This window comes from Aquificaceae bacterium (assembly GCA_037481935.1).
Classification (GTDB): domain Bacteria; phylum Aquificota; class Aquificia; order Aquificales; family Aquificaceae; genus Pampinifervens.
The window spans coordinates 1-13,992 of sequence record JBBFKQ010000014.1; the positions used below are offsets into that span (position 1 = coordinate 1).

The 13,992-nt window shown below is 46.0% G+C and carries 19 protein-coding genes; 16 read left to right on the plus strand and 3 right to left on the minus strand.

What is annotated here, in order from left to right:
* Positions 1-73: 73 nt before the first annotated feature.
* Positions 74-1,039: a hypothetical protein gene (locus tag WHS43_09375; protein MEJ5339848.1), complete on the minus strand. Its 966-nt coding sequence runs from the start codon at positions 1,037-1,039 to the stop codon at positions 74-76.
* A 105-nt stretch (positions 1,040-1,144) separates the two neighbouring features.
* Between WHS43_09375 and WHS43_09380 the strand changes: the two genes are divergently transcribed.
* From WHS43_09380 to WHS43_09425, 10 genes are read left to right on the plus strand one after another with little or no spacing between them, the layout of a single operon-like run.
* Positions 1,145-2,149 (plus strand): ribonuclease H-like domain-containing protein, encoded by a 1,005-nt coding sequence (locus WHS43_09380; GenBank protein MEJ5339849.1) that lies wholly within the window; start codon positions 1,145-1,147, stop codon positions 2,147-2,149.
* A gap of 50 nt (positions 2,150-2,199) precedes the next feature.
* Positions 2,200-3,330: a nitronate monooxygenase family protein gene (locus WHS43_09385; protein MEJ5339850.1), complete on the plus strand. Its 1,131-nt coding sequence runs from the start codon at positions 2,200-2,202 to the stop codon at positions 3,328-3,330.
* Positions 3,331-3,348: 18 nt separating this feature from the next.
* Positions 3,349-4,137 (plus strand): flagellar basal-body rod protein FlgG, encoded by a 789-nt coding sequence (gene flgG / locus WHS43_09390; GenBank protein MEJ5339851.1) that lies wholly within the window; start codon positions 3,349-3,351, stop codon positions 4,135-4,137.
* A 15-nt stretch (positions 4,138-4,152) separates the two neighbouring features.
* Positions 4,153-4,629: a flagellar basal body-associated protein FliL gene (locus tag WHS43_09395; protein MEJ5339852.1), complete on the plus strand. Its 477-nt coding sequence runs from the start codon at positions 4,153-4,155 to the stop codon at positions 4,627-4,629.
* Positions 4,626-4,901 (plus strand): hypothetical protein, encoded by a 276-nt coding sequence (locus WHS43_09400; GenBank protein ID MEJ5339853.1) that lies wholly within the window; start codon positions 4,626-4,628, stop codon positions 4,899-4,901. Before WHS43_09395 ends, WHS43_09400 begins: the two co-directional genes overlap by 4 nt.
* On the plus strand, positions 4,882-5,613 hold the full coding sequence (fliP, locus tag WHS43_09405) for a flagellar type III secretion system pore protein FliP (GenBank protein MEJ5339854.1): 732 nt from the start codon (positions 4,882-4,884) through the stop codon (positions 5,611-5,613). The genes WHS43_09400 and fliP overlap by 20 nt, the downstream gene beginning before the upstream one ends.
* Positions 5,610-5,879 (plus strand): flagellar biosynthesis protein FliQ, encoded by a 270-nt coding sequence (gene fliQ, locus WHS43_09410; GenBank protein ID MEJ5339855.1) that lies wholly within the window; start codon positions 5,610-5,612, stop codon positions 5,877-5,879. Before fliP ends, fliQ begins: the two co-directional genes overlap by 4 nt.
* Positions 5,876-6,637: a flagellar biosynthetic protein FliR gene (gene fliR / locus WHS43_09415; protein MEJ5339856.1), complete on the plus strand. Its 762-nt coding sequence runs from the start codon at positions 5,876-5,878 to the stop codon at positions 6,635-6,637. Before fliQ ends, fliR begins: the two co-directional genes overlap by 4 nt.
* Positions 6,637-7,683: a flagellar biosynthesis protein FlhB gene (flhB, locus tag WHS43_09420; protein MEJ5339857.1), complete on the plus strand. Its 1,047-nt coding sequence runs from the start codon at positions 6,637-6,639 to the stop codon at positions 7,681-7,683. Before fliR ends, flhB begins: the two co-directional genes overlap by 1 nt.
* A complete protein-coding gene (locus WHS43_09425) occupies positions 7,680-7,907 on the plus strand; it encodes a DUF2905 domain-containing protein (GenBank protein ID MEJ5339858.1) in 228 nt (75 codons plus the stop codon). The genes flhB and WHS43_09425 overlap by 4 nt, the downstream gene beginning before the upstream one ends.
* 30 nt (positions 7,908-7,937) lie before the next feature.
* On the opposite strand, the gene WHS43_09430 is transcribed toward WHS43_09425, so the two are convergent.
* Positions 7,938-8,477, minus strand: coding sequence for a hypothetical protein (locus WHS43_09430; protein MEJ5339859.1), 540 nt, complete (start codon positions 8,475-8,477; stop codon positions 7,938-7,940).
* Between the two features lie 89 nt (positions 8,478-8,566).
* On the opposite strand from WHS43_09430, the gene WHS43_09435 reads away from it, so the two are divergent.
* The 5 genes from WHS43_09435 to WHS43_09455 are packed head-to-tail and all read left to right on the plus strand — an operon-like array spanning position 8,567 to position 12,617.
* The gene (locus tag WHS43_09435) at positions 8,567-9,313 is read left to right on the plus strand and encodes a hypothetical protein (GenBank protein MEJ5339860.1); all 747 of its coding nucleotides are present in this window, start codon (positions 8,567-8,569) and stop codon (positions 9,311-9,313) included.
* A gap of 18 nt (positions 9,314-9,331) precedes the next feature.
* Positions 9,332-9,784, plus strand: coding sequence for a hypothetical protein (locus tag WHS43_09440; GenBank protein ID MEJ5339861.1), 453 nt, complete (start codon positions 9,332-9,334; stop codon positions 9,782-9,784).
* On the plus strand, positions 9,781-10,449 hold the full coding sequence (locus tag WHS43_09445; protein ID MEJ5339862.1) for a hypothetical protein: 669 nt from the start codon (positions 9,781-9,783) through the stop codon (positions 10,447-10,449). Before WHS43_09440 ends, WHS43_09445 begins: the two co-directional genes overlap by 4 nt.
* Entirely contained in the window at positions 10,439-11,212 is a 774-nt protein-coding gene (locus WHS43_09450) for a hypothetical protein (GenBank protein ID MEJ5339863.1), read from the plus strand. Before WHS43_09445 ends, WHS43_09450 begins: the two co-directional genes overlap by 11 nt.
* Positions 11,199-12,617 carry an SAVED domain-containing protein gene (locus tag WHS43_09455; protein ID MEJ5339864.1) on the plus strand — a complete coding sequence of 473 codons (1,419 nt, stop codon included), beginning with the start codon at positions 11,199-11,201 and terminating at the stop codon, positions 12,615-12,617. Before WHS43_09450 ends, WHS43_09455 begins: the two co-directional genes overlap by 14 nt.
* A gap of 62 nt (positions 12,618-12,679) precedes the next feature.
* On the opposite strand, the gene WHS43_09460 is transcribed toward WHS43_09455, so the two are convergent.
* Entirely contained in the window at positions 12,680-13,354 is a 675-nt protein-coding gene (locus tag WHS43_09460) for a hypothetical protein (GenBank protein ID MEJ5339865.1), read from the minus strand.
* A gap of 99 nt (positions 13,355-13,453) precedes the next feature.
* On the opposite strand from WHS43_09460, the gene WHS43_09465 reads away from it, so the two are divergent.
* Positions 13,454-13,807: a hypothetical protein gene (locus WHS43_09465; GenBank protein ID MEJ5339866.1), complete on the plus strand. Its 354-nt coding sequence runs from the start codon at positions 13,454-13,456 to the stop codon at positions 13,805-13,807.
* The last annotated feature ends 185 nt before the right edge of the window (positions 13,808-13,992 follow it).

Here is a 13,992-nt window from a genome sequence, read left to right on the forward strand (position 1 = left end):
ATCTTAATCCTCCCTATGGGTTTTCCATGGGGAGCTTTTTTTTACCATAATTTCTTATAACTTGCAACTCGGGTTAGTTTAACTCTTCCAGCTCTAGTCCACCCAGGTATCTTATAAAGTTTGCGAGCTCGTGATAGTTTGCTCTTGTTTCTTCAAGCATTTCTTCCTGTATTTCCTTTTTCAGCTCTCCATAGTCAAGAATCACGTCTGTATGGACAGGTGGTATTATGTGGTAAGTTTCCGACTCCCATCCAGCTTTCCTGAGTATCTGCTCTGCACCGTCCTCCGGTAGGTTATACTTTTGCATGAGGAGCTTTTTTAAACCCTCCCTGTCTTTCTTATACCTGTCAAGCTCCTCATCTGGTATGTCCACCTCCACATAAACAAACCTTTCCTTTCCATTCTGAAGGATTACCACGTTCTTTCTTCCCCTTATGTGCCTCTTTATAAAGCTCCAGTCTTCCTCTGTCATTACCGGTTCTGGATGCCACTGCTTTGACATTTCCTCTTCAAGCTCAAGGTAGGGAACCGTTTCATACCATGTCGCCTTGTTTAGCTTTGACTCAATAACTTCTTCGCTCTCTCCGCTTTTCTTTTTTACATACTCTACAAATTCCTTTCTTTTGAACTTGAACCTTTCTATCTCATCAAGGCTGAGCTCTGGGAAGAGCACCTTCAGCTTGTATTTTATAAAGTCCCAGTTTCCAAAAAGATTCTGAGGCTCTACAGCTTCATAACCATAGGGGTTTGTCCTGAGAAACTCAAAGTAGTATCCTATGAATTTTCTTACTCTCGGGTCTGTAAGTGCAAGGGTTTTTATAAACTCGGGGTCGTAGAATTCAATTATGCTCAGAAGCCTCGCTATATTGACCTTCTTTATGTTGTGAAGATGGCAGAGTTCAATTGCGAAATGTTTTGGAACATTTTCAATGCCACAGTATTCATTAAGAACATCCATTTCAGACCTTAGAAGGCTTCTGAAGAAGGCTAACTTTTCCCTGCTGGATAGTGTCTGTTTGTTCAGTATCAAATCCATCATCTTTCCCACCTCCTTATTTTAAAATATAACTCCCATATACTCTCAGTCAATAAAGCGCCTTTATCCTCCTATAAGAAAATTTTTGTTTGTGTTTGCGGTCAGTTTATGGTTAAAATTAAATTCAGGAGGGGTGGTATGGGCAAAGTTGCCAGCCTTGATATTGAGACCTTCTGCCCCATTGAAGAGCTTGAAGAGGGAGATGTTACATACCTGAAGGGAAGGAAAGACTACTCCTCAGAGGAGGACTTTCATAGAGACCTTTCAACGAACCCATACGTTTCTCTTCTCCTCTCCTTTTCCCTTTTCCTTCCAGAAGAAGGTGTGGCTTACGTTTTTTATCTTGGTGAAGAGGAGTCGGAAGAAATCTCCAGAGTTAACATAGGGGAAATAAGTATTGAAGCTGTATACGCTTCCCTTTCTTTAAAGAAAGGAATCTCTGAATCAGAAAGCAGGCTTGTTGAGCTGTTCTGGAAACAGCTTGAGCAGATTGACACGCTTGTAACCTTTTACGGTAAGGACTTTGACATGGAATTTCTGAAAATAAGAACTCTCATCCATGGAGTAAAATCCCCTGCCTTCTACAGATACTTCCATTCAAAAAGTGTTAACCATATTGATCTGAGGGATGTATTCAGAGTTGGAAGGAATCATTACTCCCTGAACTTTATATCAAGAAGGATGAAACTTCCCATAGACAAGGGCGATATGGATGGTTCAAAAATAAGAAATGTTTTTCTTAAAGGTGAATACAGGAAGGTTGCAGATTACAATCTCAGGGATGCCCTGCTCACTGGCATGCTTTATGAAAGGGTCAAGGACCACCTTTACCACAACCATGTTTTAGAACTGGTAAAGTCTGCAGGATTTTCAGAGGGTAAAGACCTTATAGAATATGCCCTTGATAACAATCTTCTCAGCGGGAAAGAAACATCGGTGCTCATAGACTTCTGTAAGGGCAGGATAGAAGCCGGACCATCAGATAAACAGGTGGGGTTTCTGCGGGACCTTATAAAGGCTTATAATCCAGAAATCAGGGATGTATGCGCTCTGTTGGGTCATGAAACTATTCAAAGGATAGTAAAATTCGCATGGGAAGAGGAAATAACATAGGCTTGCCCTGTATGTTTTTAAAGACTATATTTATAGGCAGGAGGTATATTATGTCCTTAAGACCCTTAAGACTCAGAAATAAAACTGTCCCTGTTCCCATAATTCAGGGTGGGATGGGTGTTGGTATATCATGGGAAAAGCTGGCCGGTGCTGTGGCAAAAGAGGGTGCTGTCGGGGTTGTGTCTGCTGTGGGCACTGGCTACAGATATCCTGAACTGGTAAAAAGGGACAAGTTTGGAAGACCTATAGGTTCCATATACACCCACAGCAAAGAGGCCCTTACAAGGCTCATTCAGGAGGCAAAGAGACTCTCTGAGGGTAATGGTGCCATAGGGGTAAACATACTCTGCGCCATAACTGACTATGGAAGAGTTGCTGCTGATGCAGTGGAAGCAGGTGCGGATGTGATAATCTCTGGTGCGGGTCTTCCCCTCAGGCTTCCTGAGTATGTGGGTGATGCGGATGTTGCCCTCGTTCCCATAGTTTCCTCTGCGAGGGCTTTGAATCTCATATGCAGGACATGGGAGAAAAAATACAAGAGGCTTCCAGACGCGGTGGTTCTGGAAGGTCCAAAATCTGGTGGTCATCAGGGCTTTAAATACGAAGAATGCTTCATGCCAGAGTATCAGCTTGAAAACCTCTTTCCCTCTGTGCTTGAGGAGGCTCAGAGATGGGGTGGAATACCCCTCATAGTGGCGGGTGGAGTCTGGAGCTACAGAGACATACTCTACTACATGGAAAGGGGTGCAAGCGGCGTTCAGATGGCAACGCGTTTCATTGCTACCCACGAATGCGATGCACCCCCCATATACAAGGAGACGGTTCTCAATGCAGAGGAGGATGATATAATGCTTTTCAAGTCTCCTGTTGGCTATCCACTCAGGGTGGTGAGAACCCCCTTTATAGAAAGGCTCCTTGCTGGATACAACGGCTGGAACGGCTGTGTTTCTCACTGCATAACACCCTGCAACAAGGGTGAAGAGGCAAGGAAGGTGGGCTTCTGCATAGCTGACAGGCTTGGCTCTGCATGGCTCGGGAACTACGAGGAGGGCATATTCATAAGCGGTGCCAACGGACACCTGCTCAAAAGACAGGGTATAATAAGCGTGAAGGAGCTAATTGATATACTCACTGGCAAAAGACCAGACCCAACCCTTGAAGAGGAATTTGCCTTAAAATAAAGACCAAGGAGGGGAAACATGTTCAGAGCACTGTGGACATCAGCTTCCGGCATGACGGCACAGCAGACAAACCTTGACGTCATATCCAACAACATGGCAAACGTAAACACGGTGGGTTTTAAAAAGATGAGGGCAACCTTTCAGGACCTTGTCTATCAGACCATAAGAGACCCTGGAGCTCCCACATCACCTGCCACAAGAAACCCCTCAGGCTTTCAGATTGGTCTTGGAACCTATGTATCGGATACCTACGGAATCTTTACGCAGGGCAACATCTTCCAGACGGGAAACCAGCTTGACATAGCCATTCAGGGAGATGGCTTTTTCAAGGTTGTCCTGCCTGATGGCACTATAGCCTACACGAGAAATGGACAGTTCAGGCTTGATGCTGATGGGAGAATAGTTAACCCTGACGGCTATCCCCTTGACCCCGAAATAACCATACCGCCGGATGCCATAAGCGTTGGTGTGGGTCCAGATGGCACGGTGACCGTCCTCAGACAGGGTGCCACCGCAGTGGAAGAGGTAGGAAGGTTTGAACTTGCCAAGTTTGTAAACCCTGCAGGTCTGAGAAGAATAGGAAACAACCTGTTTATACAGACAGATGCCTCCGGCGAGCCTGTGGTGGACAACCCTGGAAACCAGGGCATAGGGACCCTTCTTCAGGGATACCTTGAGTCTTCCAATGTAAACATAGTGGAGGAGATGGTGAGCCTTATAATAGCCCAGAGGGCTTTTGAGTTCAACACAAAGGGCATAACCGCCGCTGATGAGATGCTCGGTCAGACCGCCAACCTCAGAAGGTAAGCTATAATTTAACTCATGGCTGAGGAGGCGAAGGAAGCTAAGGAAGAGAAAAGGGGTGGGTCCAAAAAGATACTTTTTCTGGTTCCGGTTCTTATAGTTCTCCTTGCAGGGGGTGGTGGAGCGTACCTATTCCTCTTTTCAAAAAAAGGCAAGAAGGAGGAGACGGCACCACTTCCATCTCAGGTAGGCGTTATGATGGACCTTGGCACCTTCACCGTAAACCTTGCAGACAGAGATGTGGATGCCTACGCGAGAGTTTCCATAACCCTTGAGCTTTCCAACGAAAAGGTGAGACAGGAAGTGGACAGAAGACTTCCCATAATAAAGGATGCCGTAATTGACGTTATAAGCAGCAAGGCCTCCTCCTTCGTGAGAACACCAGAGGGAAGAGAAAACCTAAGGCTTGAACTAATAAAAAGGATAAACACTATACTCTTTGAGGGTGGGGTCAGAAACATATACTTTACAGAGTTTGTGGTGCAGACCACATGACGGATTTTTTCCTTAACCTTCTCCGTGTTCTTGTTGCCCTGGGCATAGTTATAGTCCTCATACTTATCACCCTTCCATACCTCCTTCCTCTTTTACAGAGACTGAGATGGACAAGGGAGGAAAGAGGTTCTGAGGTCAGGCTCCGAAGGGTCATACCTCTCGGGAAAAGCATGCTGCTTGTGGAGCTGGAGATAAGGGGCAAGCTCTTTGTTCTGGCATTGACGGATGGTGCTGTGGAGGTGGTTTACAGGGATGAAGCTGATAATACTTAGTCTTCTTCTCTCTGGCTCTGTCCTCGCCCAGCAGATAATCCCCAACATAGACCTTAGGGTGGGAACTGGTCAGCTGGATACTTCCATAAGGCTCCTCATACTTCTCACTGTCCTATCTCTTGCCCCATCTATCCTGATAATGACCACATCCTTTGTGAGAATTGTCATAGTCCTTTCCCTTCTCAGGCAGGCGCTTGGTGTTCCCACAGTTCCTCCCAATCAGGTCATAGTCTCCCTTGCCCTCTTTCTTACCTTTTTTGTGATGAAGCCCGTCTTTGACAGGATAAACTCTGATGCACTCCAGCCACTTCTTAAAAACCAGATTACAGACAGCACCTTCTTTGAAAGAACCTCTTCCATAATGAAGGAGTTCATGGCAAAGAACACAAGAAAGGAAAGCCTCAAAGTCTTCCTTGACATGGCAAACCTCCCTAAGGAGGAGAAAGATAACATAAAGAATCCACAGGATGTTCCTCTCAGCGTTCTAATCCCTGCCTTTATGGTAAGCGAGATAACCACCGCCTTTCAGATAGTTTTTCTGCTATATCTACCCTTCCTTATAATAGACCTCGTGGTGGCTTCAATTCTCATATCCATGGGCATACTTATGATTCCTCCTCAAATAATATCCCTGCCCTTCAAGATAATGCTCTTTGTGCTTGCCAACGGCTGGGAGCTTGTAGTATTATCCTTGGTAAGGAGTTATCAATGAGCCCGGATATGGTCATATCCTTTGGACAGAAGGCTCTTGAGATGGCTCTGTTGCTCTCTGCTCCAGTTCTTATTGCCACCTTTCTGGTGGGTTTGATAATCAGCATACTGCAGTCTGCCACACAGATACAGGAGATGACACTGAGCTATATACCTAAGATAATAGCGGCTTATATAACCGTGCTGGTGCTGGGTGCATGGATGCTTAACAAGCTCCTTGATTATACAAAGGAGCTTATAATCAACATGCCTGCCTGGCTCCGATGACGCTTGACATAAACGCCCTTCTTACTCTCTTTCTTGTCTATCTCAGGATTGTCAGCTTTCTTCTCATGGTGCCGGTGTTTGGGAAAGAGTTCATGCCAAATACCTTTAAAGTTTTTCTTGCAACTGCCATAGGCTTTTCCCTTTTTCTCTACTCAGACATAAAACCCCTTCAGTTCCCAACCACAGCTCACTTTTTACTTGCCATGCTTAAGGAAATTCTTTTTGGCTTTACCGCAGGGCTCATGCTCAGGTTCCTTTTTGACGCCATGCAGATGGCTGGTGAGTTTATAAGTCTTAACATGGGTCTTGGTCTTGCCACCATATTCAACCCTCAGCAGCCTCAGACCACAGTCTTTGCCTTTTTCCTTTCCCTCATGGCAACTCTTTTTTTCCTCGCTCTTGGTGGTGCGGAGATAACTCTCCTTTCCCTTGGCAGGAGCTTTGAAAGGGTCCCGCCGGGGGGCTTTAGCCTGTATGAGATAAACCCTGAAGTCTTTCTGAGCTTTTTCTATGAGAGCTTCCTTCTCGCCTTTAAGGTCTCTCTTCCTGTGATTGTTGTGATGCTTGTCTTTAACCTTGTGCTTGCCCTTGTAAACAGGTTCATACCTCAGATAAATGTGTTTATAGTTGGACTACCAATACAGGTTTTCATAGGTTTTGTTATACTTCTTCTTTCTTTTCCTGTGGTGTTTCTTGTCTATTCTTCCCATGTGAGGGAGTATATAATTAAGTTTGTTGCTCTTATTGGGGGACATTGATGGCTCAGGAAAACAGAACAGAAAAGGCAACCCCATACCGTCGTAAGAAGTTAAGGGAGGAGGGAAATGTGGCAAAAAGCCCTGAGCTTGCCTCTTCCCTGACCGTATTTCTTTCCTCTGTTATCCTCTTCTTTGTGGGTGGTTATCTCTTCTATGAGGTGGTTAAATTCATGCAGTTTATAGTGGAAAACCCATCCATGAATCCCACTGTGGTCGTTAAATATGTGGGTGAACGCTTCCCGGGAATGCTACTTCCCCTCTTTTCTGCAGCCCTGCTTACAGTTGTGCTTGCCCATGTGGGTCAATTCGGCTTTATATTCACCCTGAAGCCCCTCCAGTTCAAGTGGGAAAGGCTAAATCCCTTTGAGGGTATAAAGAGGGTTTTCTCCCTCACAACTGCCTTTGAGCTCGTAAAAAATGTGCTCAAGGTATCCCTTTTCATGGTAGTTTCCTACTTCATACTGAGGGGCGATGTGGAAGAGCTCCTGACAGCACCTTCTCAGGATGTATCAGGTTTTGTTCTTTACATGATTAAACTTGTCTTCAAGCTGATACTTGTGCTGAGCGCCTTTGCCATGCTTATCGCCCTTCTTGATTATGGATACAGGAGATGGGACTACGAGAGAAGAATAAGGATGAGTAAGGAGGAGGTCAAAGAAGAATACAAACAGCATGAGGGGAACCCACAGATAAAGGGTGCCATAAAAAAGCGTATGAGACAGCTTTCAAGAGGAAGGATGATGAAGGAGGTTCCAAAGGCAAGCGTGGTCATAACAAACCCCACCCACATAGCCATAGCCCTCAGATACAACCCAGAGGAAGGAGACAGGGCTCCTAAAGTTCTGGCTAAAGGGAAAGGACCCGTAGCAGAGAAGATAGTGGAGATAGCCCACGAGAACGGGGTGCCTGTTATAAGGAAAGAAGAGCTTGCCAGAGGAATGTATCCTCTTGTGGAGGTGGGCGAGGAAATACCTCCCAAGTTCTACAGGGCGGTAGCGGAGGTGATAGCTTTTATAATGTTCAGAAAAAAGAGGGTGGCGGTATGAGTGAGATGGGCAAGGTGCTTCTGCTTATGGGTCTCTCTCTTATAGTTATTGGTCTCCTGCTTACCCTTTTTGAAAAACTCCCCCTCGGGCTCGGGAGGCTTCCGGGAGATATAGTCATAAAGAGGGACGGTTTTACCTTCTACTTTCCCCTTGCAACTTCCCTGTTGCTGAGCATTCTGCTTTCGCTCCTTCTTACGCTTTTTGTAAGCCTTTTGAGAAGATAAGCCCCCATAGGAAGGGGGCGGATGAAGAGTTTAAGGGAATGTAGCCTGAATGCTTCTTACTGTGCAGACAGAAAACAGGTCATTACAAGCTCTGACCACTATGTAGCCGTTCCCACTGGTCGCAAGCGCCTTTGAGGTTGGTGATGCGGAGCTTCCGCGGACTTTGCATAGGGTTGTGGGTGTTCCCATAAGGTTCCTTACCTCGCAATCAAGCACACCACTTGAACCGCAACCTGTCATGCTCTGGAAGGTTGGTCCACAGTTGCTCTGAGCAATTCTGTAAAAACCTGTAATGCCAGAGGGAGGGGTGGTGGGCTGAGAATACTCAAAGAACTCAATGTGGTAGTTGCCTGTTACAGAACCGCTGAGAGACACACTCCAGCTTATGCTGTAGGTGTTTCCAACCTGAAGGTTGTTATTAGGCTGGATGCTGAGGGATGTTATGCTTATGCTCCCTCCCCCAGTCCCACCCCCACCTGGCAGACCTATATCTCCACCACCGCCTCCTCCACCACAGGAGAAAGTAAAAACCGCAAGGGCTGACAGTCCTGCAAGGGACAATCTCTTCATCTGCACACCTTCTGAAGTTTTTTCTAAAAATGTTATATAACTGGAGGCTTGTCAGAAATCTGACAGCGTGGCAGATATAATTACAGACAGTGAGAAGCGGAAGGCTTTACAAAAGCATAAAGCATTCCTTCGGAGAGATTGGTAGCTGGTCAGGGTTTGCGATAGCCGTATTGGCTTCCCTTTTCTACGGATGGTTTCCAGACAGTATAAAGGACATACTTGAAAAGTTTTTGCCAGATGTGTGGACATCTATAACTCTTCTGGTTCTCTCGCTCCTTATAGTTGTGATACTTTTCCTGTGGATAAAGAGAATAGTAAGGAAGATAACATCGCTGAAGTATGAGGTGGAAACCTACGATGCAGGTGAGTTAAGAGGGATAAAGGCGCTCGTGATGGGTCTCAGTATTCCACGCCAGGACCCTCAACTTGGACACAACTGGAGCCAGCAGGAAACGCTGATAAAAGAATGTTTGCTTAAAGGGGCTAAGCTCAGAAAAATTATACTCCTGCCCTCTCCAGGCAGTGCAGAGTATGTCTCGGAGTTTCTGGACTATATAAGGGGAAAAACAGGTGTGGACTCCTCTATAGTTCATTTTGAGGAGCCAGTGGAGTATGAGGATATGCTTACTTTGCAGAAAGTTTTCAACAGGATTGTGGATAACTTAAAAAGTGAGGGTTTCAAAGAAAGGGAGGTTCTCGTAGATATTACCGCCGGCACAAAGACTTTCAGCGTGGTTGCATCTTCCATCACCTTTGACAATGACATACGCATGTGCTATGTAAAAAATACTAAGGAAGTAATCATCTTTGATATGGTTGCGGTAAGAGAAGATTGAGCTATAATCTTACTCCTGATGGAAAAAGTCAGGAGCTTTGAAGAGCTCTTTCAGAGAAAGCTTGGCGGGGAGGAGGGTGTGGTAAGCTCCGGGGAGAGGTTTCTTGGGGTTTTCTCGGCGGATGTAATGCCTGAGCTGGAAAGGTTTTTGCGTGCTGACCTTGGCGTCTTTCAGGGCAGAAGGAGAAGACCCTTTATAGGAAGGTTTGAGAAGGAATTTTACATTCTTATCTTTCTTACCACAAAAACCTATTCAAGACGTGTGGTAGATTTGAGGTTTTGCAACAACAGAGGAAAGGGTGCGTGCAAAAACCTTGAGATAAATTGCTTTGTGCTGAAAGACAGAAACAGGAAGGAGGTCCTTGCATACGCAGTGCACAAAGAAAGGTTCAAAAACTTCAGCTTTCAATTCTGTGGAGTCTGTAGAGACCTTGAGTTCCTTGATAGCTTCAGGAGGGAGTATTTTAGATGAAGGATTATAAGGCACTTCTTTCAGGCTTTCTGTATGGTGGCAAAAAGGAAGAAAACTACATAAGAAAACTTATTCAGGTTTCTGTAAATCCATACATGAAGTCTCTGCTTGTCAGGAAAATAGGTGACGACTATGAAGAGGAGCTCCTTTCTGAGCTGAGGTTCAGACTCATAAAGAATAAGGACTACTGGCAGAGCCTGGAGTTTATAAGCCTCAATTACCTCAAAAGCATGATAAGAAACCTCCTGGTGGATACCATAAACGGTGGAAGGGTGGAGGTTTACAGTCTGCAAGTTCAGGTCTTTGAAGAGGAAACCGCAAAACCCCTCACTTACGAAGACATATTAAAAGATACAAGACACGCCTTTGTGGAGGCGGAGGGTAACACTCTGTTTGATGCACTCATGAGAGTCATAAGGGAGGAGGATGTGCCGGTGCTGTGTTATTACCTTGGCAAGAGCCTGTATGGCGTGGAGGTGGAGTTGTCTGGTCTCTCTAGGGATAACCTCTACAAAAGGTGGGAAAGGCTCAGAAAGGGAAGGCTGAAGGAGGTCTTTGATGGAGCTGAGCCTGAAGAGCTGAGAATAGCGGTAGAAAGGTTTCTGTCAGAGGTGTGTGAGAAGAAGGGTTATATAACCAATAGAGGGATGAAAGATGGGACTTGAGATAGAACTGCTACAGACTTACGAGAAAAGTCTGAAAGAGGGAACTGACAGGCTTTTTCAGGTGCCAGAAAAGAGAGAGCCACAGGTAGGACAGATAAGGGAAATGTGGAGTCTGCCCGTGGAAAGGTTTCTGGTGCTGGAAGAGGCTGGCGAAGGACTTTTTCTAACCGTTCCGCTAACTTCGTATCTCCAGCTTCTGCCGGAGTCTGCACCGGTCTATGAGCTCAGGTCTCATGGTCTCAGGCTCGGCGTTGTGCCAGTCTGGGATTACCTGAGAAAGGAGCTGATTGAAAACTGCAGCCAGGTGCTCGGCAGGGTATCTCCAGAGGAACTACTAAGGGTTAAGAGTTACGTGCTGGAGACAAAGAACCTAAAATATGCCACAAGAAAATTCATAAAACTCAACTCCAGACGCTGGGCAAAGTGGACCATGCACTCGCTTCTGGCTCAGGCTGAGAAGGCTGAAAGAGAAGAGGGACAGTTCATAAGGCTTACACCGGATGTGGAAAGAGAGCTGAGCTCATACAGAACTTATGCCCTCGCAGCGGAAAACAGATATTTCAGGGGGGAAAGATACATTTCGGTCTTGAAAGAGAGGGTGCTCAGGCTCTACCTGCCAGTGGAGATGGTGGGCAGGCTAATAAGGGTTCTTGTGGGCAGTGTGGTAATCTACGAAGGAGAGCTTGAAAGCGTAAGGCTTGATATTGAAGGAGACTTTTCTGGCATAAACCTGCAGGAGGAGTTAAAGGTTGTGGAGCTTTAGCCTTTTTGAGGAGGAAGACCTCATAAACTTTCTGCAGAGAGGGCTTTTAGAGGATGAGCTGGGAGAGCTTCTCAGGCAGTGGGACTATCTGAGCCCTGCGGTTCAGCTGGAGTTGATAAAACATCTTCGCTCCACAGTCTGTGAAGAAGAGATGCTTGCAAGAGCCCTTGGTATAAAGAAAGCAACTGCAAAGGCACTTCTGGAAAACCCTGCGGTGGAATTTGAGTTTCCTGCGGTTTCAGATGGTGGTGGAAGAATCGTAAAGGCTCTTGCAGTGCCCAACACCTCTGAAAACTACTCAAACATAAGGGAGCAAAAAAGACACATAAAGCCAGTGACGGACTATTTGCGCTCAAGAGGAGTTTTATCTGAAGGGCTGAGTGTGTTCTTTGACAGTGGCTTTGTGGGAAACAGCTTTCAGCTGGCTATGGTTCTGTCTTTTCTGGTGAAGAAACTGCCCTCTGACCTTTGCTGGACTGGAGGGGTCAGAAAGGACGGCAGGCTTGCAAAGGTGGACTCTCTGGAAAAGAAGGCACAGCTCTGTCAGATGGAGGGCAAAAGGCTTGCCATGCCCTTTCATCTCAGGAGCGTGGATGAGCTTACAGACTGGCTTAATGCAGAGCTCGTGGACATCCCCCTTGCAGTCTCAAAAGACCCCATAAAACTTGAGGAGTTTTTTGAAAAGAGGGAAAACCTGCTCAACCTCTGGCACATACACCGCATAGACCCCTCGGAGCTTATCCTGCATACTGGAAGGCTTGAGGGTGAGCTCTGGAAGGAAACAGCCCGAAGGTTTTCACAGCTGGTCAAAAGGCTGGACTACACACTTGAGAGAAGGCTTAGGGCACATCTTGTGATTAACGGACCGGTAAGCCTTGCCTTTGCCCTTGGTGTGCTGTATGGACACACAAGACCCTCAGCCGTATACCACTACCTGCGTGGCGACAAAAGATACTATGCGGTTGAGCTATTCAACACAAGGGAGGTCAAGGAAGCGGTCGGAGAATACAGACACATCAGACAGGACCTTGAAGGCGATGGCGAAGAGCTGGCGGTTGTCCTCTACTTTGGACATCACAACCCAGTCGCTGACATAAAGGCTTTTCTGGCTGACAGAGGCATAGGGGCAGAAGTTCTTCTCCTGTGGATGGAAGAGGGAAGAGGCAACATTGACCCGGCTGACTTCAAGCCCATTGCAAAGGAATGTGCCTCTGCAGTGCAGGAAGTAAAAGGAAAAAAACACCACAGAAGACTTCACTTTTTCTTTTCCTGCCCAGTGGTGATTGCATACCTCTTTGGCGTAGCCTTTGGACACTTTGGAAGTGGTGTCATATACAACTTTGAAGGAAACACATATGAGCCTGTGTTGGAGCTGGAGTTTCTCAGAGGGCTTATAGAAGACTGACATCCGGCGAAACATCACTTAAACCTGCAGAGTTTGAAAGTGGTCTGGAGGAGTTGCTGGCTTTAGAGAAAAACTGAAGGAATAGGCTCTCTTATCTTCTTTTCGGCGAACTCAAAAAAGAAATCCACATAGGAAAACTGCACCTCCGCCTTTTCCCACATGGCAAAGGATAGAAAGCTCATAGCAATGTCTCTGGGCGAGCGAAGGGAATAACCCGTTATTTCATCCAGTCTATATTCGTGAAAGGCAAAGGCAAAAGCGACGGGGGATAGTATCCACTTGTAGAGGCTCAGGGGGAAAGCACTTTCCAGACCTTTGAAGGCAACAGGCACAAAGCCACTTGTGAGTGGCACGCCTTCCCTAAGAAAGAAAAAGGGGATAGAAAGAGCCAGAGCAGTGTTGAAATAGCTCTTTCTGCGTTTAATTACATCAAACATGGCAGAAAGGGGCTCAAGCCCCAGGTCCATAAAGTTGCCAGACTGCAGGTAGGTATAGGTATAGGGTCTTTTGTAAAGCTCGTCCAGCCAGACCTCAGCCACATCTCTCAGATGCTTTGTTTGAGCTGGCTTTGCCGTGGGAAAGTTCCTGAAGTGTATTCTGTAATTTCTGTCAACAAGCACAGAGGGAAAATTGTCAGGCACATCATCTCTGAAGAAGAACACCAAAGCACTACAGTTTTCAAATTTTGAAAGCTCCGAGTCCTCAAATATTAGACCCACTTTAATGTCCGTTTCCATGTTAGTTAATTAAACACCGCAAGCCTAAAAAATCTGACACCACTCTGGCTATGCATAATGTGTCAGAAAAGTGGTGGAGGGAGGGTTGTATTAATAAACATGAAAACTCTGAAGAAGTTTCTTTTCCTCTTGGTCCTGTTTAATCAAGTCCCATCTATTACAGTAAGGTATTTATCCACAAAAAATCGCCATTTAAAACAACCCCTCAGGACGCTGGCTGTGGTTCTTGAGTTTCCCTATTTTTATTTAAAGCTCATGCGATGGGGGATTCTGCTTTTCATCCAGCTTCTTTTCTTTGAGGAAGAGCTAAGGAAGAGCATTAGACTGACCATGAGAGAACTGGGCATAAAGGACCCCAGAGAACTTAAGGAAGGTAAGGTAAAAATAGAGGTAATGCCGGACAAAGATGGGAAGACCTTTACAGTAAAGGTAATAAGAAAGTCCACAGAGTAAAAAAAAAGAGCGAGAGCAAAACCTTATTTAGTAAGCTCTAACCGATAAAGATGCGTGCCTGAGGCTCTCCTGTCTTAGTTAATCTATCCTTAGCTCCTCCCTGAGCAATCCCTCCACATCCTGAGCGGACACGACTTTCCTGACAAGCCCATGAAGATATGCCCTGTCCTTTATCTTTCTTACCC